Origin of the sequence: Brevibacterium sp. CT2-23B (genome assembly GCF_013168765.1) — a bacterium.
Classification (GTDB): domain Bacteria; phylum Actinomycetota; class Actinomycetes; order Actinomycetales; family Brevibacteriaceae; genus Brevibacterium; species Brevibacterium sediminis.
Window position 1 is genome coordinate 73366 of sequence record NZ_JABBYK010000002.1, and the last position, 23548, is coordinate 96913.

General features: G+C 65.6%; 26 protein-coding genes. 12 read left to right on the plus strand and 14 right to left on the minus strand.

The window, feature by feature from the left end; translation table 11 throughout:
- Positions 1-63: 63 nt before the first annotated feature.
- From HIM68_RS05390 to HIM68_RS05405, 4 genes are all read right to left on the minus strand, one after another.
- Entirely contained in the window at positions 64-726 is a 663-nt protein-coding gene (locus tag HIM68_RS05390; protein ID WP_172170436.1) for a GntR family transcriptional regulator, read from the minus strand.
- Positions 723-2129: an MFS transporter gene (locus HIM68_RS05395; RefSeq protein ID WP_172170438.1), complete on the minus strand. Its 1407-nt coding sequence runs from the start codon at positions 2127-2129 to the stop codon at positions 723-725. The genes HIM68_RS05390 and HIM68_RS05395 overlap by 4 nt, the downstream gene beginning before the upstream one ends.
- Positions 2130-2277: 148 nt before the next feature.
- Complete coding sequence (locus HIM68_RS05400) at positions 2278-2913, minus strand: NAD(P)-dependent oxidoreductase (RefSeq protein WP_172170440.1); 636 nt, start codon at positions 2911-2913, stop codon at positions 2278-2280.
- Positions 2910-3857: an EamA family transporter gene (locus HIM68_RS05405; RefSeq protein ID WP_172170442.1), complete on the minus strand. Its 948-nt coding sequence runs from the start codon at positions 3855-3857 to the stop codon at positions 2910-2912. Before HIM68_RS05405 ends, HIM68_RS05400 begins: the two co-directional genes overlap by 4 nt.
- A gap of 79 nt (positions 3858-3936) precedes the next feature.
- On the opposite strand from HIM68_RS05405, the gene HIM68_RS05410 reads away from it, so the two are divergent.
- From HIM68_RS05410 to HIM68_RS05425, 4 genes are read left to right on the plus strand one after another with little or no spacing between them, the layout of a single operon-like run.
- Positions 3937-4818: a LysR substrate-binding domain-containing protein gene (locus HIM68_RS05410; protein WP_172170444.1), complete on the plus strand. Its 882-nt coding sequence runs from the start codon at positions 3937-3939 to the stop codon at positions 4816-4818.
- A gap of 37 nt (positions 4819-4855) precedes the next feature.
- Positions 4856-5611 (plus strand): enoyl-CoA hydratase/isomerase family protein, encoded by a 756-nt coding sequence (locus HIM68_RS05415; RefSeq protein WP_172170446.1) that lies wholly within the window; start codon positions 4856-4858, stop codon positions 5609-5611.
- 44 nt (positions 5612-5655) lie between these two features.
- Positions 5656-6462, plus strand: a complete 807-nt coding sequence (locus tag HIM68_RS05420) for a thioesterase family protein (protein ID WP_172170448.1) — start codon at positions 5656-5658, stop codon at positions 6460-6462.
- Between the two features lie 15 nt (positions 6463-6477).
- Positions 6478-7278 (plus strand): sulfite exporter TauE/SafE family protein, encoded by an 801-nt coding sequence (locus HIM68_RS05425; RefSeq protein WP_172170450.1) that lies wholly within the window; start codon positions 6478-6480, stop codon positions 7276-7278.
- 14 nt (positions 7279-7292) lie between these two features.
- Here HIM68_RS05425 and HIM68_RS05430 read toward each other — a convergent pair whose 3' ends face one another.
- Positions 7293-8234 (minus strand): AraC family transcriptional regulator, encoded by a 942-nt coding sequence (locus tag HIM68_RS05430; RefSeq protein ID WP_172170452.1) that lies wholly within the window; start codon positions 8232-8234, stop codon positions 7293-7295.
- An 80-nt stretch (positions 8235-8314) separates the two neighbouring features.
- On the opposite strand from HIM68_RS05430, the gene HIM68_RS05435 reads away from it, so the two are divergent.
- The gene (locus HIM68_RS05435; RefSeq protein ID WP_172170454.1) at positions 8315-9112 is read left to right on the plus strand and encodes an NAD(P)H-dependent oxidoreductase; all 798 of its coding nucleotides are present in this window, start codon (positions 8315-8317) and stop codon (positions 9110-9112) included.
- A gap of 142 nt (positions 9113-9254) precedes the next feature.
- On the opposite strand, the gene HIM68_RS05440 is transcribed toward HIM68_RS05435, so the two are convergent.
- Positions 9255-9947 carry a hypothetical protein gene (locus HIM68_RS05440; RefSeq protein ID WP_172170456.1) on the minus strand — a complete coding sequence of 231 codons (693 nt, stop codon included), beginning with the start codon at positions 9945-9947 and terminating at the stop codon, positions 9255-9257.
- Between the two features lie 271 nt (positions 9948-10218).
- Between HIM68_RS05440 and HIM68_RS05445 the strand changes: the two genes are divergently transcribed.
- Together HIM68_RS05445 and HIM68_RS05450 are read left to right on the plus strand one after the other, a co-directional pair.
- Positions 10219-11307: a DUF1524 domain-containing protein gene (locus HIM68_RS05445; protein WP_172170458.1), complete on the plus strand. Its 1089-nt coding sequence runs from the start codon at positions 10219-10221 to the stop codon at positions 11305-11307.
- A gap of 186 nt (positions 11308-11493) precedes the next feature.
- Positions 11494-13095 carry an AMP-binding protein gene (locus tag HIM68_RS05450; protein ID WP_172170460.1) on the plus strand — a complete coding sequence of 534 codons (1602 nt, stop codon included), beginning with the start codon at positions 11494-11496 and terminating at the stop codon, positions 13093-13095.
- A gap of 3 nt (positions 13096-13098) precedes the next feature.
- On the opposite strand, the gene HIM68_RS05455 is transcribed toward HIM68_RS05450, so the two are convergent.
- Both HIM68_RS05455 and HIM68_RS05460 read right to left on the minus strand, forming a co-directional pair.
- Positions 13099-13614, minus strand: a complete 516-nt coding sequence (locus HIM68_RS05455; protein ID WP_172170462.1) for a PaaI family thioesterase — start codon at positions 13612-13614, stop codon at positions 13099-13101.
- A gap of 1 nt (position 13615) precedes the next feature.
- Positions 13616-14056: a PaaI family thioesterase gene (locus HIM68_RS05460; protein ID WP_172170464.1), complete on the minus strand. Its 441-nt coding sequence runs from the start codon at positions 14054-14056 to the stop codon at positions 13616-13618.
- A 75-nt stretch (positions 14057-14131) separates the two neighbouring features.
- On the opposite strand from HIM68_RS05460, the gene HIM68_RS05465 reads away from it, so the two are divergent.
- Entirely contained in the window at positions 14132-14599 is a 468-nt protein-coding gene (locus tag HIM68_RS05465; protein WP_172170466.1) for a helix-turn-helix domain-containing protein, read from the plus strand.
- A gap of 82 nt (positions 14600-14681) precedes the next feature.
- On the opposite strand, the gene HIM68_RS05470 is transcribed toward HIM68_RS05465, so the two are convergent.
- Together HIM68_RS05470 and HIM68_RS05475 are read right to left on the minus strand one after the other, a co-directional pair.
- Positions 14682-15911 (minus strand): calcium:proton antiporter, encoded by a 1230-nt coding sequence (locus tag HIM68_RS05470; RefSeq protein WP_172170468.1) that lies wholly within the window; start codon positions 15909-15911, stop codon positions 14682-14684.
- Between the two features lie 428 nt (positions 15912-16339).
- On the minus strand, positions 16340-16873 hold the full coding sequence (locus HIM68_RS05475; protein WP_172170470.1) for a DUF1453 family protein: 534 nt from the start codon (positions 16871-16873) through the stop codon (positions 16340-16342).
- A 79-nt stretch (positions 16874-16952) separates the two neighbouring features.
- Between HIM68_RS05475 and HIM68_RS05480 the strand changes: the two genes are divergently transcribed.
- A complete protein-coding gene (locus tag HIM68_RS05480) occupies positions 16953-17579 on the plus strand; it encodes a TetR/AcrR family transcriptional regulator (protein ID WP_172170472.1) in 627 nt (208 codons plus the stop codon).
- A gap of 70 nt (positions 17580-17649) precedes the next feature.
- On the opposite strand, the gene HIM68_RS05485 is transcribed toward HIM68_RS05480, so the two are convergent.
- The 4 genes from HIM68_RS05485 to HIM68_RS05500 all read right to left on the minus strand — a co-directional run bounded on the left by HIM68_RS05485 (position 17650) and on the right by HIM68_RS05500 (position 20616).
- Entirely contained in the window at positions 17650-18216 is a 567-nt protein-coding gene (locus HIM68_RS05485) for an NADPH-dependent FMN reductase (RefSeq protein ID WP_172170473.1), read from the minus strand.
- Positions 18213-19460, minus strand: coding sequence for an LLM class flavin-dependent oxidoreductase (locus tag HIM68_RS05490; RefSeq protein ID WP_253903775.1), 1248 nt, complete (start codon positions 19458-19460; stop codon positions 18213-18215). The genes HIM68_RS05485 and HIM68_RS05490 overlap by 4 nt, the downstream gene beginning before the upstream one ends.
- A gap of 62 nt (positions 19461-19522) precedes the next feature.
- Positions 19523-19969 carry a MarR family winged helix-turn-helix transcriptional regulator gene (locus HIM68_RS05495; protein WP_172170475.1) on the minus strand — a complete coding sequence of 149 codons (447 nt, stop codon included), beginning with the start codon at positions 19967-19969 and terminating at the stop codon, positions 19523-19525.
- 167 nt (positions 19970-20136) lie between these two features.
- The gene (locus tag HIM68_RS05500; protein WP_172170477.1) at positions 20137-20616 is read right to left on the minus strand and encodes a DoxX family protein; all 480 of its coding nucleotides are present in this window, start codon (positions 20614-20616) and stop codon (positions 20137-20139) included.
- A 304-nt stretch (positions 20617-20920) separates the two neighbouring features.
- Between HIM68_RS05500 and HIM68_RS05505 the strand changes: the two genes are divergently transcribed.
- The 3 genes from HIM68_RS05505 to HIM68_RS05515 are packed head-to-tail and all read left to right on the plus strand — an operon-like array spanning position 20921 to position 23537.
- Positions 20921-21454, plus strand: a complete 534-nt coding sequence (locus HIM68_RS05505) for a molybdopterin-binding protein (protein WP_172170479.1) — start codon at positions 20921-20923, stop codon at positions 21452-21454.
- Positions 21455-21468: 14 nt separating this feature from the next.
- The gene (gene fdhD / locus HIM68_RS05510) at positions 21469-22350 is read left to right on the plus strand and encodes a formate dehydrogenase accessory sulfurtransferase FdhD (RefSeq protein ID WP_172170481.1); all 882 of its coding nucleotides are present in this window, start codon (positions 21469-21471) and stop codon (positions 22348-22350) included.
- Positions 22351-22394: 44 nt separating this feature from the next.
- Positions 22395-23537: an aminotransferase class V-fold PLP-dependent enzyme gene (locus HIM68_RS05515; protein ID WP_172170483.1), complete on the plus strand. Its 1143-nt coding sequence runs from the start codon at positions 22395-22397 to the stop codon at positions 23535-23537.
- Positions 23538-23548: the final 11 nt, after the last annotated feature.

Sequence of the window (23548 nt, forward strand, 5' to 3'; positions counted from 1 at the left end):
AAGTGATCACCTCAGAGAAGGATGTACCGAAACGCGTGTTGGCAGCAGGGTCAGCGGTTGAGCTCAGTGCGCCGGGCCGGCGTTCTCCGCAATATGCTCCCGCAGGGTCGCCGCGAAAGCTGCGGAATCGCCGGAGCGCAGATGTGCGACAAGGGCCTCGTGTTCGGCGATGAGTTCGTCCGAACGGTCGAGCAGGTGTCGGCTGTTCATGAAAAGCGTGAATCGGTGCCGGTCGGAAAGCAGCGAATACATCTCGAGCATCACCCGGTTGTCCCCTGCCTCGACGAAGCCGCGGTGGAACTCCAGGGTGAGTTCGATGAATCGGGCGACATCCCCCTCAGCGAAAGCGGCCCGATGCTGCGTGATGAGAGCGCCGAGTTTCTCCGCCAACCGTTTCCGCATGGGTTCGGATGCCCGCTCGACAGCGGTCGTCTCGAGCACATAACGGGCATCGGCGAGCTCGGAGACCGTGCGTTCGTCGATGCCTTGGACGATCGCCCCGCGCTTGGGATAGATGTGGATCCACCCCTCGTCCTGCAACCGGGCCAGGGCCACGCGCACCGGGGTGCGGCTGACGCCGATCTCGGTGGCCAGCGCCGCCTCGCCGAGCATCGTGCCGGGCGTGTGAGAGCCGTTGATGATCTGCCCGCGGATGACCGAATAGGCGCGCTCGGCCGCGCTCATTGATTCGGTCGCCGTTCTCGAGGATCCTGTCTTCTTACTCATTTCCCCACCCCGTCCTGTCTCGCGGCGGCAGCGGGCCGGTCGGCCGCCTCGGCGGGGGCGGGTGCGCGGCGTCCGGGCCAGCTCATCAGCGGAATCGCGCGGATCGAGAATCCGACGGCGACGAGCAGGACGAACGTGGCCATGAGGTTGATCCACAGGAATCCGCCGGCGCCGAGCACGGACCCGGCCATCGCCGCCATGAGCGCCCCGCCGAGGTTCATCGCCGAATCCGAGGCGCCCTGCAGCGGCACCTTCGCATGTGCCGGCACCGAGGCGGTGAGCAGGGACGAGCCGCCGATGAGGAACATGGACCATCCGATTCCGAGCAGCGACAGCGCGGTCGACAGCAGCACCATCGACGACTCCGGGGCCACCGCATCGATGACGCCGAGGACGATCGTGAGAACGAAGATACCGGCCCCACCTGCGATGACGACGCCCGAACCCCACCGGTCGGCCATCCAGCCGAACACGGGGGACAGGGCGTACATGCCGGCGATGTGGATGCTCACGACGATTCCGATGGCGCCGAGGCTGAACTCCTGGTGATCCATGTGCACCGGGGTCATGACCATGACGTTGGTCATCATCATCTGCCCCGCGATGATCGTGATCATCGCAAACAGCGGCACCGGGCGGGCCAGGGCGAAGCGCAGCGCTTCGCCGAGTTTCATCGGGGGAGGGGCGGTCGCCTCGGTGGTGGTGGACTCGTCGGTCTGTGCGGAATCCTTCGCCGAGGCGGCCCCGTCGTTGTTCTCGGTCGTGCCTTCACCGTCGTGGCCGGGATCGTCGACCCCGGGTTCGCCGGGGTGGTCGGTTCCGGCAGCCACCGACTTCGTCAGCGTCGAGGCCGACAGTGTGGCCAACGCGAACGCGACCATGGAGATGAGGTAGGGCCCGGCCAACCCGTTCATGCCCAGCGTTTCGCCGAGGTGGGCGCCCGGGGCGGTGAAGCTGGGGCCGAGGACGGAGCCGACGGTCGTGGCCCACACGACCAGGGACATCGCGCGACCAGCGGCGGCCGGGTCGGCGAGGTCGACGGCGGCGTAGCGGGCCTGCAGGCCCGAGGCGGTCGAGGATCCGCACATCATCATCCCGAGCATGAACAAGGGCAGGAACTGCAGAGCGACGCCGATGAGGACAACCACGGCGCCGAGCGTGCCGATGCCGAAGCCCAAGGTCAGCGCCTTGCGACGGCCGGAGCGACCGGCGAGCACGGCGAGGGGATAGGCGATGAGGCCGGCGCCGAGGATGACGCTCATCTGCGCGAATCCGGCCATCGAGGTCTGCCCGGTGATCTCTTCGGCGAGCAGTCCGCCGACGGCATACCCGGAGGCGATGCCGGCTCCCGAGAGGAGCTGGGCAGTGATGAGTTTGGCCTGTTCGCGGATGTGGCTGGTCATGGTGGTCTCACGTCGTTGTAGTGGTCAAGACCCACTCACATTAACTTGCATCCATCTTGGATACAAGAGTGAGGCTGACCGCAGGTGGGACAGACAGTGACGACCGAGGTGGTGGTCGGCCGATGCCCTTCGCCTGACCGCGCGAACCTCAGACTCTTGCGACGGTGAAGTGCCGGTCGCCCTCTGGTGATTCGAGTTCGTCGATGACGGCAGCGGCGAGGTCCTCGGCGCTGATGCGCGCCTGGCCGTCCGCCCCGATGAGCAGGGCTGTCGTTCCGCGCTGGTACTCGCCGAGGCGGTTGCCGGGTTCGAGCACCGCCGGCGGGCTGAGGTAGGTCCAGTGGTCTCCGCCCTGGTTGCGGCAGACGTCGAGCTGGGCGACGCTGGCGGCAGCGAGCTCCTTCCACTCGGCGGCGACGAACTCCGGGTCGTTGACTACGAGGATGTCGGCCCGGTCCGGGGAGCGCAGCGGCCCGGCACCGCCGACGATGAGCAGCGGCACCCTCGCGTGAGCGGTCGCTTGCAGCACTTCCTCCGTGGTGGAGAGGAACTGCTGTGTCTGACCGGGTGTCGCGCGCACAGTGAGAACGGCTGCGTCGGCACCGCGCAGGGCACGGTCGAGGTCCTGCGAACGACTGGCGTCAATCGCCGGCGGATGCACCTCGGGGCGAGGTGTGTGTTCGGGGTGGCGGGAGGCGGCGATGATGCCATGGCCGCGGTCGGCCGCCTCGGCGACGATGCGGGAGCCGACCATTCCGGTGGCTCCGATGACGGTGATCTTCATACTGCGGGTTCCTTATCTGTGCGGTTTGATGTGCGTGCACGGTTGAGTGCGGTCGGGGAGAGCTGTCCGCAGGCTAGTGCTGCCAGAGCGAGGACGAATCCGGCGATCTGCGCGAGGTTGAGGCTCTCACCGGCGAAGACGATGCCGAGTCCGGCAGCCACGAGCGGGGAGAGCAGTCCGAGCAGGGCGGTCGCGGTGACCGGCAGGCGTCCGAGGCCGCGGAACCACAGGGTGTAGGCGAGCAGTCCGCCGACGCCGCCCAGCCACAGATAGCCGGCGATGCCCGGGGCGTCGACCTGTGCGGGGACGCCTTCGATGAGCAGGGTGGGCAGGAGGAGGACGAGTCCGCCGGCACTCAGCTGCCAGCTCGCGAACCCGACCGGTCCGATGCCCGGCGGCAGTCCCCATTTCTTGGCGAGGATGACGCCGGTTCCCATCGAGGCGGCACCGAGGATGCCCGCTGCGATGCCGACTGGATCGAAACCGGCGCCGGGGCCGAGCACGACGAGACCGACTCCGGCAACGCCGACGAACCCCCAGCCCAATCGCCACACCGACAGACGCTCACCGAGGACGATGACTGCGAGGACGGTGACGAGGATCGGCTGCGCGGCTCCCAGGGTCGCAGCGACCCCGCCGGGCAGGCGAGCGGCTGCGACGAACAGGAGCGGAAAGAAGATCCCGATGTTGAGCGTGCCGAGCACCACTGCTTTCCACCACCAGGACCCGGCGGGCAGGCGGCGGGCGATGAGGAGGCCGATGAGGCCGGCCGGAAGGGCGCGCATGAGGGCGGCGAAGAGCGGATGGCCCGCGGGCAGGAATTCCGTGGTCACGAGGTAGGTCGAGCCCCAGACGGCTGGGGCCAGGGCGGTGAGGACGGTGGCTCCGACTCGTGAGTGCGTCGGTGACGGGGCGGATGGGGTGGGCGTGGTCATCGTTGTCATGACACCAGCGTCAACCCGCGCACTGCCATGAGTCCAACACATTGTTTTCATCCGATCAATGAACTGAGATCATTAATGGATGGAGTTGCAGCAGCTGCGCTATGTCCTCGCCGTCGCCGAGGAGCGGAATTTCACCCGAGCGGCGACGAAGACTCATGTCGTCCAGTCGGCGTTGAGCCATCAGATCAAGGCCCTCGAACGCGAGCTCGGCGTCCGACTCTTCGCCCGGACCAGCCGCAGAGTCGAACTCACCACAGCCGGGCACGCCTTCGTCGCCGGTGCCCGAGCCACCCTCGACGCCGCGGATCGGACCGTCACTGAGGCGGTCGCGGCGACCGGACAGATGCGCGGAAGTCTGAGCGTCGGAGCGATCCCGACGGTGACCCGACTCGACCTCACTGCGGTCCTCGGCCGGTTTCATCGCACGTATCCGCAGGTGAGTATCGGCATGAGCGTGGGAGGCAGTCTCGACTTCATCGAACGGATCCGGACGGGAAGCCTCGATGCGGCGGTCCTCGGACTGCCGGAGGACGTCGAGCCGAAGGGCGTGGCGAGCACCGTCATCGCACAGGAGAGGCTCGTGGCCGTGCTCGGCCCGGGCCATCGGTTCGCCGAACGCCGACGGCTGCGGCTGGCCGATCTCGCCGATGAGGCATTCGTCGACTTCCCCTCCGACAGTCCCGGTCGTTCACAGTCCGATCGGGCCTTCGCCGAGGCGGGACTGACCCGAACGGTTGCGTTCGAATCGATGCTCGTGGACATGATGCTCGACCTCGTCGGGCAGGGGCTTTGTATTGCGCTGCTCGCCCCGGCGGTTGTGCCGGACGGGCGAGAGCTGGCCACTGTGCCCGTGACCGACGGACCTAAGCGCGCGGAATACCTCGCCTGGAGCGAATTCAATCCGAGCCCGGCGGCGTCGGCCTTTGTTGAGTCGGCGTTGGCGAGCCTTGGGGCGGAATAAGGTTGAGGAAGCGACACACTCACAGGCAGGAGCCCGCATGATCAGGCAAGACCGCACCGACGACATTCTTACCGTCACCATCGACAATCCGGGGCAGGCGAATGCGCTCACCGAGGACATGCTCGGACAGCTCATCGACGCCTTCACCGAGGCGGGTGCTCACGAGAGCCTGCGCGCGGTCCTGCTTACCTCGGCCGGCGGACGCGGATTCTCAGCCGGAATGGACACCGCACAATTCGCGCACACGAGTGCGTCGCGGGCGTACGCGACGATCAGCCGCCTCGGCGAGGTGTGCGAAGCGATCAAGGACTGCGCCCTTCCTGTCGCCGCCGCCATCGACGGCTACTGCATCGGCGGGGCCGCCGAGATCGCCGCAGCCGCGGACTTCCGCATCGGCAGTCAGGACTCCTGGTATTCGATGCCCGAGGTGCGAATCGGCATCCCCTCGGTGCTCGAATCGGTCAACCTCCACCGCCTGATGGGCTGGACGAAGGCGACAGAGTTCGTGCTCACCGGCAACTGTTTCTCCGCCGCTGACATGCTCGCCTGCGGCTTCCTCAACGACTCCGTCGACGGGTCGGTCGAGGAGCGCGCACTCGAGCTGCTGCGCGACACCACACGCGCCGATCGAGCCGTCATCGCGCAGCAGAAGCGACTGCTGCGGACGTGGAAGAACACCTTCGAGGCGCATGCGATCGCAGACAGCCAGAAGGAGTTCGCGCTCGCCTTCGCCGCGAAGAATGAGACTGCCGACCCCGACTCGGGCGACTCAGCCCCCGAGGGCAAAGTCTAAGGTCGGGCAGAATGGTGGAAACGCTCAACGACTGAGGAAATTGCATGACAGACAACGAGGTCACACCACTGCCTGAGGCCTTCTACCTTCCGCGCGGCGAGGACGAATTCGACTCCACACGTGCGACGACGAGCCCGTGGGATGAGGCGATGCAGCACGGCGGCCCGCCCGCCGCGCTGCTCGCCCGTGCCGTCGAACGAGTCCGTGAGGACGACGCGATGAGCATCGGCCGGCTGACGATCGACATGCTCGGCCCCATCCCGCAGGGTCGCATCCGCACCGAGGCGACCATCGTGCGTCCGGGCAAGCGCATCGAACTCGTCGAGGCGAAGCTCTGGGCCGAGGATCGCCTCGCCGTCACCGCGACCGCGTGGCGAATGCGCTCGACCCCCGATTCGAGCGCCGAGGTGGCCTCGACCTTCGACACGTCCGCTGTGCCGGGCCCGCAGGAACAGAAGTACTTCCCCGGTATCAGCCCCGACTGGGGGTATGGCCGTGCCATCGAGTGGCGCTTCGTCTCCGGCGGTCTCCAGGAACTCGGGGCGGCCGACGTCTGGGTGCGACCGCGCATCCCGCTCGTCGCTGGTGAGGAGACGAGCCCGATCCAACGCTTCGTCATCGCTGCGGACTCGGCGAACGGCGTCTCGGCGGCGGTTCCGTTCGGCGAGTGGACGTTCATTCCGCCGTCACTGTCGCTGACCTTCGCTCGCGAACCGCGGTCGGAGTGGCTGAACATGAATGCCCGCACCCACGTCGGCCCTGATGGGCGCGGTGTCACGGACGGTGATCTGGCCGACGAGCACGGATATGTCGGATCGGTGACCCAGCCGTTGCTCATCGCCCGGCTCTGAGGTTTCCCGCCAGTCATGGAATTCCTCGGACTCGTCCTCATCGGCTGTCTCGTCGGCCTGACCACCGTGCTCTTCGGGTTCGGCGGCGGCTTCGTCACGGTCCCGATCATCACCCTCGTCGATGCGGACCTCGGACATGACACGGCGAGGGTGGCGGCGGCCACCTCGGCGCTGGTGATGCTCGTCAACGCGATCGTCGCGACGGTGTCGACGAAGCGATCCACGCTCGCCCACCTGAAAGGGCGATGGTGGCTGCTCGGGCTGCTCGCGCTGGGCGGGGGATTGGGTGCGTTCGCAGGACGATTCGCACCGGACGCGCTGCTGCAGTGGGGGTTCGTCGCGTACATCGCGGCCACTGCCATCGATCTGCTCGCCCGGCCCGGATTCTTCCGACGCAAGGCCGCGGTCGTCGATGACGTTGGCGAAGTCAGCGAGGGAGGCCGAGGAATCGCCGCTGTCTGGGGTGTGCTGATCGGTGGGCTGGCTTCGTTCCTCGGTGTCGGAGGGTCGGTGATGACGGTGCCGATGATGCGCCGGTCCGGGGCGACGATGACCGTGGCCACGACCCTGGCTAACCCGCTGACCTTGGTGATCATGAGCCCGGCCGTGCTCGTGACGATCCTGACCCCGGCGGCGATCGATGCCCCGGGCATCGTGGGATCACTCGACCTGGTGGCGGCCGCGGCGCTGCTCATCGGCGGACTGCCGATCATCGTGTTCCTGCGCCGTCGGGTGCCGAAGATCCCCGAGATCCTCCACGCCTGGGGGTATTTCGTGTTGCTTGTGGCGGCTGGGGTAGTCGTCGCCGCGGCGTGAGGAAGCAGGTGCAGTCAGGCGTCTGCTGACGCCCTGCGATACCGGCTGGGGCGGATCCCGTACTCGCGATAGAAGGCAGTGCTGAGTGAGTATCCGCTGGAGTAGCCGACTTCGAGCGCCACGGATTCGACTGTCGAGTCGCTCTGTTCAAGGAGGTCGGCGGCCAAGCACAGACGCCAGCTCGTCAGGTATGTCAGAGGGGGCTCTCCCAGCAGTTCGGTGAAACGTCTCGCCAGCGTCGCTCGCGAGACGTTGGACTGTTCGGCCAGAGTCGCGATGGTCCATGGGTGCTGCGGGGAATCATGGATGGCGCTGAGCGCGGCGCCCACGGTCGGGTCGGAGCTCGCGCGGTACCAGCCTGGGGCCTGAACTTCGGGCATTGCGAACCAGTCCCGCAGCGCCGCAGCCAGCACGACGTCGAGCAGTCGATCGAGGATGACCTGTTGTCCGGGCTCTTCGCGCATGATCTCCGTCTCAAGAAGACCCAGCGTCTTCGTGCGCTGTGACTCGTGCGGCACGACGAATACCCGAGGGAGTGTCGTCAGCAGGCGGTCGGCTACGCGACCGTTCACAGTGAATGATCCGGTCAGCATAGTGTCATCGGCATCCAACTGTGTGCCGCAGGTCCGGGTCCCCAGCGCAATGCTGTCGGCCACACCTCCGTCTGCGGCAAGGCAGACTCCCGACTCCGTCTGGACGTACATGGGATCAGGAGACATTCCGGGGTCACTGGTGACCTCGAAAGGGGCCTGTCCGACGACAACGGCGATGTCATGGGGCTTGAGTCGGTGAGGCTGTCCGCCATCGACGATCCACGCATCACCCCGGATCATGGCGACGAGCGTAAGAGAGGACTTCTCCGCGAACACTGCAGACCATGGCGGATTCGCCAAAGTCCTACCCAGCAGCGCGCCGGACGACCGGATATGTGTGAGCACATTTGTCAGAGCATCCACGTTGCCATTTTAGACGATGGAGCATCTATCTGATCGTGCCACCTATTCTCCGTCTCGTGCGCCTCGTATGTAATTGAGTCATGAACTCATTTCATGAACCGATCTCCGGTCGCGCCCACTGGGTCTACACACATCCGCAAGCAGATTCGCTCAACAGGCACCTGCTCCAAGTCGGTCGATCCGCGCTGGCCGAAAAATACGAGCTCACAGTGTCGGATCTCTACGCCGATCGCTTCAACCCGACGCTCGGTGAGCATGATCTCGGAAGTCTGTCCGGCGCCGGTGGGAACCTGGCGGAACTGACTGGCAAAGCCTATGCCCGGGGTGAGGTCGAGCCTGAGGTGAGACGCGAACAGGAGCGGCTGGCGGCGTCCGAACTCCTGGTTCTCCAGTTTCCGCTGTGGTGGTACGGGCCTCCCGCGATGCTCAAAGGATGGATCGACCGTGTGCTGCAGACCGGTTTCGCGCAAGGCGACGTCGATGACTCCACCGGGCTGCCGAGACGCTACGGCGACGGTCGGCTCATGGGCAGGAAAGCACTGATCATCGTCACAGCAGGAGACGACAGTCGAACACTGGGCCCACGCGGAATCAGCGGCGACCTCGAATCACTGCTCTTTCCGCTGACACACGGTGCACTGTGGTACGTCGGGATCGAAACCTTCGACCTCCACGTAGTCTATGACGCGGATGGGCTCGGTGCCGACGGCAGAGAACGGGAGGCCGCGCGACTGACCGCTCGGATCGCGGGACTGCGCGAGGAACGTGCGCGTCCCTACCGTCGAATGCTGGGCGGAGACTATGACCGGTCCACTCGGGCGCTGGTCGACAGCGTCCATCCCGGACGCACGGACCTGACGATCCACCGGGCCGGTTGACCGAGGCTGTTCGACCGCTCGCCTCAGCCATGTTCCTGGCCAAAGACCGCTCGCATGAGCGCCGAGCGCTCACCTCAATCCGCAATGCGTGTGCGCTCGAGGCTAACTCGAGCGGTCGACGAGGGTGGGTCAGAGAATGTGCTCAGTTGTCCCAGCGGCGCCTGCGCAGAATAGGTGGCAGGCCGAAGTAGATCGGCGGGCGGGCTGAGGCCGGACGCGCAGTTTCCGAAGAAACAGCCAGTGGTGACGGTTCTGTCGTGACAGCGTTTCCCGCGACAGTCGCACCTTCCGTGCCGCTTCCGGAATCACTCTCATCGCTTCCGCTCGTGCCCAGCGCCCAGGCGCTTTCCCAGCTGATGAGTTCGCCGGCATGGCAGACGGGGTCGCCTCCGCTCGACGGCGGCTCGGCCCACATCCACAGGTTGATCCCGTACTCCATGAGAACCAGCTTGTGGGAGGCCTCTCGTGACGAGTTCTCCTTGACCAAAGCCGCCCGCACCTTCGCCGAGGCGTCCTCGAGATCCGTCCACCCGTCCTGCCGATGTGGCAGGAACACCCACGTCCCAGCGGGGACGTGATTGGGCACGAGCCCTTCGAGGGCGGCGATCTCAATCGAGTCCCCGAACTCATCGAGCATTTCCCTGAAGCACGCACGGGCCACTTCGGGGGAGGGCGCGACGATGAGGAGGTGTGCCGCCTCGGCGCGCACCTCATCCAGTGAAAGACGCGTGAACGGATTCGCACGCATCGACCCGAGCACCTGCGTCCAGTGCCCCGGCACCGTCCCATCGGCAAGGAACCCGCTGGTGCGCGGACGCTCCTCATCGTGTCGCATCGAAAATCCTCCTCGCCGAGGCCGCCCACCGTTCCCTCCCATCATGCACCCACCCGACGGTGGAGTCAGATGGGAAGGTCAGTGGGAGGTCTGCTGGCACGTTTCCGCGTATCTAACGAATGGGATACGTTCCGGCCGATCCCGTGCCATCGTCGCCCGGCCCGCCCTACACTGATCGGAGTGGATCGGGCAGCGGCATTCGTGTCGGCTCGGTCCACGACCACGTCTGAACCACCTCGCCCCAGTGGCGAGCCTGCACGCCCGAAAGCCCATGCCCTTGCTCTCTTCCTCACGCCGCGCACTCGCGGCATTCGCAGCAGTCCTGTCCCTCGGCCTCCTCTCCGGATGTGCCGAGGATGCCGATCCGACCGTCGACACCGTCTCATCCGGCGCCGCCGACCCCACACCCACACGTGGGGCCTCGGAGGCAAGCGAGGATATCCCCTCGCCGTCGGATTCCGATGACACCGACGAAGCCGGCGAAGAGGACGAAGGCCGCGCGGGCAGCGCGGCGACGGGGACCGCCTCGGCGATGTTGGACGAACTCACGGTCAAGGGCCGGGCGCCGAAGACCGGGTACGACGGCGACCTGTTCAAATGGCGGTCGGACACCGACCACAACGGCTGCGACACCCGCAACGACGTGCTCCGCCGCGACCTCACGACCATCACCCTCAAGGCCGGAACTCACGGATGCATCGTGCTGGCTGGAACGCTTGACGACCCCTATGCCGGGGAGACCTACGACTTCGACCGCAGTGCGAACGCCGTCGACATCGACCATGTCGTCGCCCGCTCGAACGCCTGGCAGACCGGGGCTTTCAAATTCGATGACGAGACGCTGAAAGGGTTCGGCAACGACCCACTCAATCTGCTCGCAGTCAGCTCAAGCCTCAACCGACAGAAGGGCGACGGCGACGCCGCGACCTGGCTGCCGCCGCACAAGAGCTTTCGCTGCGAATACGTCGCCCGACAGATCGCCGTGAAGCACAAATACGAGCTGTGGGTGGTACCGGCCGAGAAGTCCGCCATGGAACGCGTGCTGGCGAAGTGCGATGACCAGCCCGCCTTCGCCGAGGATGTCGACTGGCCCGGCCCCGGTGACGGCGACAATGTCACCACGAAGGAAGAGACCCGCCCGGCGAACCAGAAATCCTCGAGCCCGGGCTCATCGAGTTCATCGAGCTCGGGCTCGTCGTCGAGCGGAACCACGAGTGGATCGTCCAGCAGCTCCGGCTCGTCGTCCTACTTCGAGAACTGCACGGCCGCCCGCGAAGCCGGCGCCGCACCCGTCCACCGAGGCGACCCCGGATACGGGTCCCACCTCGACCGCGACGGCGACGGAGTCGGCTGCGAATAGCGGAGGCATCGCGCCCACGTTCGCATGGAACCGAAGCGCGGACAGGGAACGGTCGCGCTGACGATCGGCCGCCTCGGCGAGGGGTGGTGTGCACGAGGTCACAGTCGCTCGGTAATCTGAAGTCGAACACCGTCGCAGCTGCGCCTGCCGACGGTCGCCACGATCATCGACGATGAGGAGATCCCCATGTCCGGACTCGATACCGCCCTGACTCCGCTGCGCTTCCTCGAGCGCTCGCTCGAGGCTCACCCGGATCGGGAGGCGATCGTCGACGGGCCCCGCCGGTTCACCTACAGGCAGATGGCCGAGACCGTGCAGAACCTCGCCGAAGGACTCGTCCGCCGTGGCCTGAAGCCAGGGGACACGGTTGCGGTGCTCGCCCCCAACAGCGCCGAGGCGCTCATCGCCCACTACGCGGTCCCGTTGGCCGGCGGCGTGCTCGTCATGCTCAACACCCGACTGGCCCCGCCCGAGGTGGAGTACATCCTCGGCCACAGCGAGGTGAAGTTCTTCTTCGGCGATGCCGGACTCCTCCAGCCGGTCATCGATGCCGGGGCTGCGAACGCCGTCGAAACGATCGTCGTCCACCCCGACGAGAACGGCACCCCAGGTGAGGTGGCCGCCGCGGATCTCAGCGTGGAAGCGTATGCCGACTGGACCGCCTCGGCGCCGGAATCACCGCGAGCCTACGAAGTCGAAGACGAAACGGCGACGATCACCGTCAACTACACCTCGGGCACGACGGGTCGGCCCAAGGGTGTGATGTACACCCACCGCGGGGCATATCTGAACTCGCTGAGCGAGGTCATCACGCAGGGCTTCGCCCCGCTCACCCGGTACCTGTGGACGTTGCCGATGTTCCACTGCAACGGTTGGTGCACGACATGGGCGCTGACCGCGGTGTCGGGCACGCACGTGTGCATCCGCGCCGTGCGCGGGCCAGAAGCCTGGCGGCTCATCGACGAGGAGAAGGTCACGCGGATGGCCGGTGCTCCCGTCGTGCTCAACACCATCGCCGGGGCCAAGGAGGCCCACGACCTAGGCGGATCGCTGTCCATCACCACTGCCGGCGCCCCGCCGTCGCCGACGACGATCGCCCTCCTCGAGGGGCTCGGCATCGAGGTCATCCACGTCTACGGGCTCACCGAATCCTACGGCCCGTACTCCTCGTGTGAACCGCAGCCCGGATGGACCGGCCTGCCGGTGGAGGAGCGCGCGAAGCTGAAGTCCCGACAGGGGATCGGCATGATCAGCGCCGAACGTATGCGCGTGGTCGAGCTGCGCGACGACGATGTGCTCACCGACGTGCCTCGCGATGGGGTGACGATGGGCGAGATCGTCATGCGCGGCAACAACGTCATGAAGGGCTACCTCAACGCGCCCGAAGCCACCGCCGAGGCGTTCCGCGGCGGCTGGTTCCACACGGGTGATCTTGCCGTGATGCACGAGGACGGGTACGTCCAGATCCTCGACCGCGCCAAGGACATCGTCATCTCCGGCGGGGAGAACATCTCCACGATCGAGGTCGAGCAGGCCCTCGTCGCCCACGAATCTGTCGCCGAGGCGGCCGTGGTCGGAATGCCCGACGAGAAATGGGGACAACGACCGTTGGCCTACGTCGTTCTGGGGCCCGGTGCCAAAGTGAACGAAGCCGACCTCATCGCATTCGTCAAGACCCGCATCGCCTCCTACAAGGCACCGGCCGGAGTCGAATTCGTCGAGGAACTGCCGACGACGTCGACCGGCAAGATCCGCAAGAACGCACTGCGGGAGATGGCTGGGAGCTGAGGTTCAGGCCGATTCGAGAGGGAAGACCAACAAGCTGCTCGTTGCCGTCGCGACGGTCTTGCCTGCTGCGTCAACGACCTCACCCTCGGCAAAGGTGACCCGGCGTCCCGGTTTGGTGACTGTGCCGGTGGCGACCAGAGGGCCGCTGTCGGCGGTCACGGGCCGCAGGTAGCTGACGTTGATGTCGATCGACGTGTAGCCCATACCTGCGGGCAGCAGCGAATGCGCGGCACATCCGAGGACCGAGTCGAGCAGGGTACAGACCAGACCGCCGTGGACCACTCCGATCGGGTTGTAGTGGGACTCGTCGGGATGGCAGGTGAAAGTGACCTTGCCCCGCTCCACCTCGGTGAATTCCATTCCGATGTGTGCTCCGATGGGAGCGCCGGGAATCTCGCCGTCGGCGATCTTCTGGAGGAAGTCGAATCCGTCGAGGTGGGGAAGCTGCTTGAGACCGATGGCCGGATCGCCCCAGGTCACGGTCGTTTCGCGAAGTTTCGGCTCAGCCTCGGTGCTCATCTCAGTTGCTCCCTTCGGGCATGGGGACGTTCTGGAGGCGCAGCTGGCCGCGTGAGAGCTGCTTGCCGCTGGCCGCATCCGTGATGATGATCTCCCAGAGCTGCTGAGTGCGTCCCTGGTGAAGAGCGTTGCCCTCGACATTGACGCGGGCTCCCATGCTCGGGCGCAGGAAGTCGGTGGCGTTGTGGACGCCGACGGCGAACTCGCCGCGCTCAGCCACGGCGTATGAAGCGCCGATGCTGCCTGCGCTTTCGACGATGGTCGTGTACACGCCGCCGTGGATGACGCCCCATGGAGTGTGGTGATTCTCGTCGAGTTCGGCATATCCCCGCACCGAGGTGGCCGTCACCTCCTCGACGACGAAACCGGAAGCCGCGACGAATCGACTTGCCTTCTCCAGCGAGACATCGGGGGTCTGGGCGGCCTGCGCGTCATCAGTCATGTGTTCTCCTTCGATCTGACTTGCTATTATGAAGTTAGCCTAGGGCGTCGACGACGGTCAACCGAAGGAGGGGACATGGAATGGCTCGAATACGACTCCGCTGCCTGCTCGATCCGACGCAGTCTTGATGTCATCGGACAGAAGTGGACGCTGCTCATCCTGCGGGATGCGTTCAACGGCGTGCGGCGATTCGATCAGCTGCGCGACCACCTCGGGGTCTCCGACCCGGTGCTCGCCGAACGTCTTCGCACACTCGTTGCGGCCGGGCTGCTCGAACCCGCGTCCTACAGCGAACCGGGCCGGCGGGCGCGAAAGGAATATCGACTCACCGACAAGGGCCGCGAGCTCTATCCCGTGCTCATCGCACTGCTCCAGTGGGGTGACAAGCACTGCTCAGGGCTGGACGGCCCGCCGGTGAGCGTGACTCATCGCGACTGCGGCGAACCGGTCGAAGCGAAGGTCATGTGCGCGGCCGGCCATAAGCTCACCTCACCGAACGAGGGCCAGGCAGCGCCCGGCCCCGGTGCAGAAGTGAGAGCGTAAGCCCTCCCGTCGCTGGCGCTCTGGCGAAGAGGCGTAGGCTGCTCACGCGTTGTTTCGGCTGCTCACGCGTTGTTTCGGCAGGTCACGCGAAAAGTGCGAGGCCGAACACGACGAAGATGATGATGTGAGCGGCCCCCTGGACGGCCGTTACCTTCTTGGCGGCGAAACCGATGATGGAGACCATGAGCGTGATCGCCAGCAGCGCGAGGTTGATCGGTGACTCGGCGAGCACGATCTGCTGATCGGTGAGCATACCGATGACTAGAACCGTCGGAATCGTCAGCCCCACCGTGGAGACCTGTGCACCGTGGCAGAGGTTGCTCACTCGCTGGATCTCGCCATTCCACGCCGCTCGCAGAGAGGTGAGCGTCTCGGGCAGGAACACGATCATCGCAATGACCACCCCGGACAGTGCCACCGGAGCGCCGAAGCGGCCCAGACCGTCGTCTAGCAGCGTGGCCATATCGTGGGAGAGCAGCACAATTGGCAGCACCGTGGCGACGAGGAGGACCAGCCGGAGGACGATCTCCACGCGGTGGGTCGAGAGGATCTCGACGATTCCGTGAGACGCGTCGTCGGTCTGGCCGGCCGCCTCGGGTCGGGTTGATTCGGGCCGGCCGGCCGCCTCGGCGGGGGAGGACTGCGTCGTTTCGGCAGTCGATGAGGTGATCGCCTGCACGGCCTCGAAGGGGGCCACCTCGGTGAATTCGTGGGCCTGCGGTCCCATCTGGCGGTAGAGGAAGAAGGCGTAGGAGCCGACGGTGACCACGATGATCGGGATCTCCTGCCAGATCTCGTATGCGCCATCGGGGGTGCCGATGAGGGCGGGCACGGCGAAGGCGAGGGCGGCGAAGACGACGATCATGACCAGGTAGTTCGAGACGCCGGTGCGGTTGTGGGTGAGCGCGCCGTGGCGCAGTCCGCTGACGAGCAGGCACAGGCCGATGACGGCGTTGAGGATGATCATCGACACCGCCATCACCGAATCGCGGGCGATCGTCGCGTGGTCGCCGGGGCCCAGCAGCACCGCGGCGATGAGGATGACCTCGATGAGGCAGATCGAGATCGTCAGCACGAGTGAGCCGTAGGGGTCGCCGAGGCGGTTAGCTAAGTGTTCGGCCTCGGTGACGACTCCGAAGGCGCAGATGAGGATGACCGCGATGATGACCACGAGTGCGGTCACGAGCAGCGGCAGGGGGACCGGCGGGGCAAGCAGAGAGCCCATGAACTGCAGGGCGATGAACACGCCCCAGCCGAGGACGAGTCGCAGAATTGCGGTCGGCGTGATGATGGTGCGGAGGGCGGCGGTCATGAAAGGTCTTCCTGTCTCTGAGGCCGTCCTCATCGTGAGTCTCACTCAGCCGGGTCGTCCCGACTGGTTCCTTCCGCTTTCAGGTTATCCAGGCCCGCTTGGCCCGGCAAATCCGGTGACCTGCGGCACCGGATGGCTTGGGGTGCGGGTGCGGCTCGAGCGCGCCGTCGGCCAAATTGGGGTGCGTGTTGGTGGGCGCGAGCCTTTCGTCGGAGCGCACGTTATGGTTCTGCATAGGGTCCTCGGAAATGACCACTTTCCTCGCTGTGAAATTCAGAGCAGGGTGTATTGATTCGCTGGATCGGGCAGCCGCTACGGCACGGTTTGAGTTGAGTGGCCCACGTTTGAAACGAGTGCTACTCGTCGTCAACCGTGCCCTTGCCAGCACGTTGCCGCTCACGGCTGTCGCACGTGGTCGACGAGCCCGCTCACCGGTGTCGCGCGCGGTCGACGAGGCTGCTCAGTGCTGATGTGTCGGAGCCGTTCCGTATCGCGTCGCGATTGCTGAAGGGAATGCCCGACTGCAGACCCCGCCCGCCGCAGGTGATCGCTTCGCCGAGCAGGCTCAATCCGATGCTCAGTGTCATAGGCCGAACGGCTTCCTCGGCGCCGATGAGCTGAGCTCCGAAATGCAGGCCCAGCCCTGCCAGCAGGCTGCAGGCCCAGATGATCATCGTTTTCACCGTGTATTTCTGGTGGAGAGTCCCGTCTCGTTCGAAGAGGACCGTGGAAGCTCCGCGCAGCATTCCGAAGCTGACACCGACCACCACCGAGGCGGTCAGGAAGGTGAGGTTCGCCGGTGTCCAATGGCTGAATCCCCATAGTTCCTTGACGGCCAGTCCCAGCAGGATCAACGGTGGGATTGCGAGATCTTTGGCGTCGACGGGCTCTCCGCGGAAGCGTCGAACGATGACGACGACGATGACGGCTACAACCCCGAGGGTGATGAGGAGGGGTGACATGGGTGATCTCCTTTGATGTATTAGCATGTGCGTGCTAAAATGATAGCATGATGTGGCATGGGTGTGCTATAAAAGATCTATGCCGAAATTCGTCGACCCTGTTCAGCGCCGTGAGTCTATTGCCGATGCGCTCTTCGCCATCGTCCTCAGGCAGGGACTCTCCAAGGTCTCGCTGCGGACGATCGCCGATGAAACCGGCTTGGCCATCGGCTCCATCCGGCACTACTTCTCCGGCGCCGACGGGATCGTGCGCTTTGCGCTCGAGACCCTCGTCGAACGTGTCGGAGATCGGTTGGAGACACGATTGGCCGACATGCTTCCCAAGCTCGATGCTGGGAGCATCGATCGCGATCAGGCCAAAGAGCTGACGGTCGACTTCCTCTCCGAACTGCTGCCGCTCGACGAGACCCGGCGGCGGGAGTCGGTGGTGTGGCTGGCCTTCGAAGAGGAGGCGCGCACGGCACCGGAGCTTGGCGACGTCTTCGAGACTTCCGTGCGCGGCACCCGTGCTCTCATGGCCCGAGTCGTTGAGAGTATGAGTGCCCGCGGAGTCCTGCACGCGGGCCTCGACGCTCAAGTCGAAGCCGAGACCCTCGCTGCCCTCATCGACGGGTTGACCTTGCGCTCGGCGCTTCACCCCGAGGTTCTTGCTCCTGAGCGTGCTCGCGAGCTCCTCGCTGCGCATCTTGAGAAGCTGCGCGCCTGACCTTGGTCATGGGGCGCTGCACGCAGAGTTCGCATATTCAGACGGTGGGCGGATCATCGCTCTTGAACGATCAGAACCCGTAGGCTGCGTCCCGCTCCTCTCGGATCGAGGCGAACGTGCGGGTGAGTACGACGGTGTCCTCGACGAGGCGGTCGAGGCGCTGGAGGACGTCGTGGCTGACGATCTCGCCGCGGTGCAGGTCGCTTTCGCCGACGAACACATACGGCTGGACGACCTGCGCCTTCATGTAGCTGAGGATCGGCAGCAGGTGCTGGGCCGGAATGAGATAGTGCTTCGACGAACCGGCCGTGGCGATGACGCCGACGACCTTGTCGAGGAAGGCGCTCGTCGGCAGCAGATCGAAGACGTTCTTCAGCGCCGCCGGGATCGAGGCCTGGAAGATCGGGGTGCCGATGATGATCGCGTCGGCGTCCATGAGGTCCCGGGCCACTCGACCGGTGTCGCCGGTGTACTCGGTGAAGTTCCGACCGTCGGCGAAGACCATGTCCGCCTCGGCGAGATCGATGACGCTCAGCTCGATGGTGGAGTCATAGGTGGTGACCGCCTCGGCGAGGTGATCGATCACGGTCCGGGTCTTCGTCCCGACGTTCGAGCCGGACAGCAGGACCATCTTCATGCCAGCGCCTCCTCGGCGGAATCGAATGCGGAACCAGCAGAGCCGGACGCAGAACCGGCAGGGCCGGACGCTGAACCGGCGGATTCGGTCGGCGGATCCGCAGGCGCGGTGGCGGTGTACTTCTTGACGGCGGGCAGGATCTCGGTGCCGATGATCTCGATCTGCTTCATCACGTCGGCATAGGCCATCCCGCCGAAGTCGACCTGTGCGAGATAGCGCTGATGACCGAAGACCTCATGCTGGTGGAGGATCTTCTCGATGATCTGCTGAGGGCTGCCGATGTTCGCGATGCTCGCCGGGTGGACGCTCTGCGCGAAATGCTGCTTGGGCATGCCCTGCCCGTTCGTGCGCTTCATCCCCTCGTTGATGTGCGGATACATCGCCTGCAGCGCCTCTTGCGAGGTCTCCGCGGCATGGAAGAATCCCGCCGTGGCGATCGGCAATGTGGCCGGATCGAATCCGGCATGCGCGGCCGCGCGACGGTAGGCATCGACGGTGCCCTTGAACACCGAGGTGGTCCCGCCGAGGTGGGCCATGACCATGGGGACCCCGGCCAGTCCCGCCTTCACCGCGCTCGCCGGTGCCCCGCCGACGGCGCGCCAGATGCGCAGCGCCAGCCCGGTGGGGCGGGGGAGGACCTCGGCGTCGTTGAGCGGAGCCCGGAACTGCCCGGACCAGGTCACCTGCTGTTCGCGGTTAATCTTGAGCAGCAGATCGAGCTTCTCCTCGTAGAGCTCTTCGTAGTCGCGCAGATCGTAGCCGAGGAGCTCGAACAGGCCGACCCGCGAGGCGCGACCGGCGACGAGCTCGGCACGACCGCCGGAGATGAGATCGATCGTCGCGAAGTTCTCGAATACCCGGACCGGGTCCGAGGTCGACAGGATCGTCGAGGAGCTGCCGATGCGGATCGTATCCGTGGCTTGGGCGATGGCACCGAGGATGACGGCATGGGCCTGCGAGGCGAAGAACTCCTGATGGCTCTCGCCGAGGCTGAAGAAGTCGAGTCCGGCTGCCTCGGCGGCTTGGGCGTAGCCGATGAACTCGTGGATGCGCTGGCCGGCGTCGACGCGTGATCCGTCGTGCGGGTCAGGCAGATGGTCGCCGAGGCTGTAGATGCCGAACTGCAGTCCCTGGCCTTGGTCGAAACCGAATTCGTGCATATAGTTAGGCTGCTGTGACGGCAGGGATTCAGTCGTTTCGGAATGCTGCTGAGGGGTGGTGTGCAGCTGCGCGGACTCGCTCAAGGTGTCTCCTCGTGACGGTGACGAAAATGTCATTTGCCATGTCAACTGAGACGGCCGCGGGATTATTCCCGCGGATTCTCGCCGCGCTTCCGGCTGGTGTCGTAGAGCTTCTTCATCAGTGCGTGCAGCTGCACCTTCTCGTCCTCGCTCAAGGAATCGTCGAACAAAGACGCCTGCTGTTCCTGCTGCGAGGGAAACGCCCGTTCGAGTAGTTCGCGGCCCTTGGGTGTCAGCGAGATGTGTTTGGTCTTCCAGTCCTGTTCGCGAGAGATCAGGCCCTCGGACTCGAGCCGGGCGAGCATGCGGGAGATCCCGCCGCTGCTGACGGTCAGTCCTTCGGCGAGAGCGGACTGCGTGATCGGCTCGAAATTGCGGATATGGGCAAGGGCTTCGAACTGGGCGACGGTGAGCCCGAACTGCCGCAGGTGCTCATTGGAGAGCTGGTTGCTGTTTTGGACGAAGCGGGCCATGCGCAGCCAGATCAGCGTGCTCAGGCTCAGATCATCCACCGCTTCTCCTTCTTCTGACTGCGTAGTGGCCGCCGGCGTCGTGATCGCCGCGAGCGGCCATCCCGACCTGCCCTCACATTACCTGCGGCGTGCGAGGGGTCGGGAATGGTCCGCGGCGAGGGTGGTGACTGCGTTGGGCAAGCCAAGTGCCTGGCGTTTGCTGTAGCTCAGGCGTCGGCGGCCACGGCGCGAGATGCGCTCGAGCGCTTACGTCCCTTGCCTGCCTTGCCGGCGAAGAGGAGGCGGTCGACGCTCAGACGGCCAGGACCTGCAGCGGCAATCAGCAGAGCGCCTGCGGCCAGTGAGGCGACGAGCTCCCAGCCTCCCTGATCGACGAACGGGGTCGGGGTGAGGTGGACGATGATCAGGGCGCCGATGACATTGGCTGCCAGCAGGAATCCGACGATGGGAGTGAGCGCACCGAGGATGAGCAGTGCTCCGCCGATGAGTTCGACGAAGGTCGCGATCGGGGCCGCGATATCGGCCATCGGCACTCCCATCTGCGCAAACGAATCGCTCGTTCCGGCGATGGTCCACTCATTGAACTTCTGCCACCCGTGGGCGATGAAGATCGCGCCGAGGCCGATCCGGGCAATGAGAGTGATGATGTCGCGGGCAAAGGTCGGCAGTCCGGTCGTTGCGTACACGGTGATCTCCATGATTGGTTGAAATTGCAATCACACGGTATGTGCCGAACATGGCAATACGCTGGCAATCCCTTATCGCCAACGAGGCAAAGCAGCGAGAGCAGCCCTCAACGATTCGTCCCTTGCGTTGCCGTCTCTTCCCCGCGACCCGGGGTCGTGCCGTCTCTGGTCATCCCCGATCGGAGTGGGACAATGGTGGCCAAGACCGTGCCTCGTGGGTGAGCGCAGGGATCGCGAGCAGGCACACGTACCAGATGTGCTGCTTACGGGTGCGATTGAAACTGATTGGGAAGAGGGCAGATAGGTGAGCGAAGAGAACGGCGAACTCCTCGGGGCGGGACGCAAGGCTGCGGTCATCATTGCCTCCACCTCGGCGGCCAGGGGAGAGGCCGCGGACACGACGGGTCCGATCCTCGTCGATTGGCTGCGCGGCCGCGGTTATGAGACTCCCGAGGCTATCGTCGTCCGCGACGGCGAACCCGTCGGCGACGCACTCAAGCAACTCCTCGTCGACACTCCGGAAGTCGACCGTCCTCGCGTCATCGTTACCAGCGGCGGCACCGGGCTCGCTCCCGACGATCGCACTCCTGAATTCACTGCCGAACTTCTCGAACGCCAGTCCCCGGGCCTCATCTATGCGATGTGGCGCAAGGGTCTCGAGTCGACATCCTCGGCGGTGATGAGCCGCGGAGTCGCGGGAGTGCGCGGACGCAGCTTCGTCATCAACTTCCCCGGTTCGAAGGGCGGGGTCAAGGACGGAATCACCGTCATCGACGACCTCCTTGAGCACATTCAGACCTCCGTCGAGGACACCACCGACCACGGCCCCCGGGTCTGAGAGAGGAACGGAGAATGCAGATGCGCAAGGCCGTGCGAGCCCGGGTCTATAAGTTCGACGCCACCGGTGAGATCTCGGCCGGTCCGGATTCCCTGGCAGGCGAGGAGCCGCTGGAGATCCAGCTCAACGGTGAGCAGTACACCGTGACCATGCGCACCGCCGGACACGACGTCGAACTCATCGCCGGTTATCTGCTCTCCGAGGCGGTCGTGACATCGATGGACGATATCGAAGAGGTGAACTTCTCTGCCGGACTCGCCCCCGATGGCAGCCGGAACTACAACGTCGCCCAAGTGCGTCTGGCTCCTGGGATCTGGAATCCCGAGACGGCACCGGCCCGCAACGTCTACACCTCATCCTCGTGCGGGATCTGCGGAACCGCGGCAACCGATGCCGTGACGAAGACCTCCGCTTTCCCCCTCATTCCTGCCGCGTTTCATGTCGAGGACCAAGGAGAGTACGAGTTCCCGCAGCTGCTCTCCGCCGCCCGGATCGGTGAGCTGCCCGATCGGCTGCGGCAGACGCAGGAGATCTTCGACAGGACCGGCGGAGTCCATGCCGCTGCGCTGTTCGCCGTCGGAGACGACCCGAACGCAGAACCCGAACTACTCGTCGGTCGCGAGGACGTCGGCCGGCACAATGCCGTCGACAAGGTCATCGGCTGGGCCATGGCCAACAGTTGCCTGCCGCTGCGATCGACCGTCCTGCAGGTGTCCGCGCGGGCATCGTTCGAACTCGTCCAGAAATGCGCGATGGCCGGCATCCCGATGATGTCCGCCGTCAGCGCCCCCTCCGCGATGGCCGTCGACTACGGCAAGGACGTCGGCGTGAGCGTCATCGCCTTCAACCGCAAGGGCAAATTCAACGCGTATTCGTACCCGGAGCGGGTGGCCTGACCTCGCCGAGGCGGCCCCGCGGTTCCGGTGCTAGATTCGCTGGCATGGACATCAATGACGATCCCACCGGCTCCACCTCCCGTCTGACCATTGCGCAGGCACGCACCGAATGGGACGTGCAGACGGCCTTCCTCGATTCCTGCTCCTACGGTCCGCCGCCTCGGCGAGGATGGGATGCGCTGCAGCGCTCCCTGAGTGAGTGGCGGGCTGGAAGCGTCCCCTGGCCGCGGTGGGCGGAATCGGTCGACACCAGCCGCGAACTCTTCGGCCGCCTCGTCGGTGTTCCCGCAGATCAGGTAGTCACCGGGGCCGCCGTATCGCAGCTGCTCGCCCCGATCGCCGCCGCACTGCCCGACGGTACGGAGGTCCTCATCCCCGACATCGAGTTCAACTCTGGGGTCTACCCGTTCGCCGTCCACGCCGACCGTGGGGTGCGGGTCCGCGCCGCGCCGCTGAAAACCCTCGCCGAGGCGGTCGACGAGTCCACGACGCTCGTGTCCTTCTCCGCCGCACAGTCCGCGACCGGTGAGGTCGCCGATATCCCGGCGATCACCCGCGCCGCACGTGAAGTCGGAGCACTCACCGTCCTCGATGGCACGCAGGCGGCCGGATGGCTGCCGCTCAACGCGACCGACGTCGACTTCCTCGCCGTCGCCGCTTACAAGTGGCTGTGCGCCCCGCGCGGGACAGCGTTCCTCACGATGCCGTCGCAAGCGATAGCCGCCGACAACTCCCATTCGCGCCGTGCGGAGTTCTTCGACCGACTCAAGCCTCTGGCCGCAGGCTGGTTCGCAGCCGGGGGAGCTGCCAGCTACGGGATGCCGATGCATCTGGCCGACGGTGCTCGCGCCTTCGACATCTCACCGGCCTGGCACTCATGGGTCGGCACGGCTCCAGCGCTCGAACTGCTGCTCGACGTCGGCATCGACCAGATCCACACTCATGACATCGCCTTGGCCAACCGTTTCAGAACCGGGCTCGGCCTTGCAGAGTCGAACTCGGCGATCGTGTCGATCGAGCTCGGGATCGTCGACCGGTCCTGGCCCGGTGCCCCCGACCGACTCGACGCGGCCAGGGTCAGGTACTCGCAGGCCGGAGGGAATATGCGCTTCGGTTTCCACCTCTTCAACGACGAGTCCGACGTCGATACGGCGCTCAACGCTGTGATGGACACGGCGACCGTCTGACAGGAGCGGGT

Excerpts from the sequence above, each read along its gene's own strand:
- HIM68_RS05390 (WP_172170436.1), bottom strand. The coding sequence starts at position 726 with ATGAGTAAGAAGACAGGATCCTCGAGAACGGCGACCGAATCAATGAGC.
- HIM68_RS05395 (WP_172170438.1), bottom strand. The coding sequence starts at position 2,129 with ATGACCAGCCACATCCGCGAACAGGCCAAACTCATCACTGCCCAGCTC.
- HIM68_RS05400 (WP_172170440.1), bottom strand. The coding sequence starts at position 2,913 with ATGAAGATCACCGTCATCGGAGCCACCGGAATGGTCGGCTCCCGCATC.
- HIM68_RS05405 (WP_172170442.1), bottom strand. The coding sequence starts at position 3,857 with ATGACAACGATGACCACGCCCACCCCATCCGCCCCGTCACCGACGCAC.
- HIM68_RS05410 (WP_172170444.1), top strand. The coding sequence starts at position 3,937 with ATGGAGTTGCAGCAGCTGCGCTATGTCCTCGCCGTCGCCGAGGAGCGG.
- HIM68_RS05415 (WP_172170446.1), top strand. The coding sequence starts at position 4,856 with ATGATCAGGCAAGACCGCACCGACGACATTCTTACCGTCACCATCGAC.
- HIM68_RS05420 (WP_172170448.1), top strand. The coding sequence starts at position 5,656 with ATGACAGACAACGAGGTCACACCACTGCCTGAGGCCTTCTACCTTCCG.
- HIM68_RS05425 (WP_172170450.1), top strand. The coding sequence starts at position 6,478 with ATGGAATTCCTCGGACTCGTCCTCATCGGCTGTCTCGTCGGCCTGACC.
- HIM68_RS05435 (WP_172170454.1), top strand. The coding sequence starts at position 8,315 with ATGAACTCATTTCATGAACCGATCTCCGGTCGCGCCCACTGGGTCTAC.
- HIM68_RS05440 (WP_172170456.1), bottom strand. The coding sequence starts at position 9,947 with ATGCGACACGATGAGGAGCGTCCGCGCACCAGCGGGTTCCTTGCCGAT.
- HIM68_RS05445 (WP_172170458.1), top strand. The coding sequence starts at position 10,219 with ATGCCCTTGCTCTCTTCCTCACGCCGCGCACTCGCGGCATTCGCAGCA.
- HIM68_RS05450 (WP_172170460.1), top strand. The coding sequence starts at position 11,494 with ATGTCCGGACTCGATACCGCCCTGACTCCGCTGCGCTTCCTCGAGCGC.
- HIM68_RS05455 (WP_172170462.1), bottom strand. The coding sequence starts at position 13,614 with ATGAGCACCGAGGCTGAGCCGAAACTTCGCGAAACGACCGTGACCTGG.
- HIM68_RS05460 (WP_172170464.1), bottom strand. The coding sequence starts at position 14,056 with ATGACTGATGACGCGCAGGCCGCCCAGACCCCCGATGTCTCGCTGGAG.
- HIM68_RS05465 (WP_172170466.1), top strand. The coding sequence starts at position 14,132 with ATGGAATGGCTCGAATACGACTCCGCTGCCTGCTCGATCCGACGCAGT.
- HIM68_RS05470 (WP_172170468.1), bottom strand. The coding sequence starts at position 15,911 with ATGACCGCCGCCCTCCGCACCATCATCACGCCGACCGCAATTCTGCGA.
- HIM68_RS05475 (WP_172170470.1), bottom strand. The coding sequence starts at position 16,873 with ATGTCACCCCTCCTCATCACCCTCGGGGTTGTAGCCGTCATCGTCGTC.
- HIM68_RS05480 (WP_172170472.1), top strand. The coding sequence starts at position 16,953 with ATGCCGAAATTCGTCGACCCTGTTCAGCGCCGTGAGTCTATTGCCGAT.
- HIM68_RS05485 (WP_172170473.1), bottom strand. The coding sequence starts at position 18,216 with ATGAAGATGGTCCTGCTGTCCGGCTCGAACGTCGGGACGAAGACCCGG.
- fdhD (WP_172170481.1), top strand. The coding sequence starts at position 21,469 with ATGCAGATGCGCAAGGCCGTGCGAGCCCGGGTCTATAAGTTCGACGCC.
- HIM68_RS05515 (WP_172170483.1), top strand. The coding sequence starts at position 22,395 with ATGGACATCAATGACGATCCCACCGGCTCCACCTCCCGTCTGACCATT.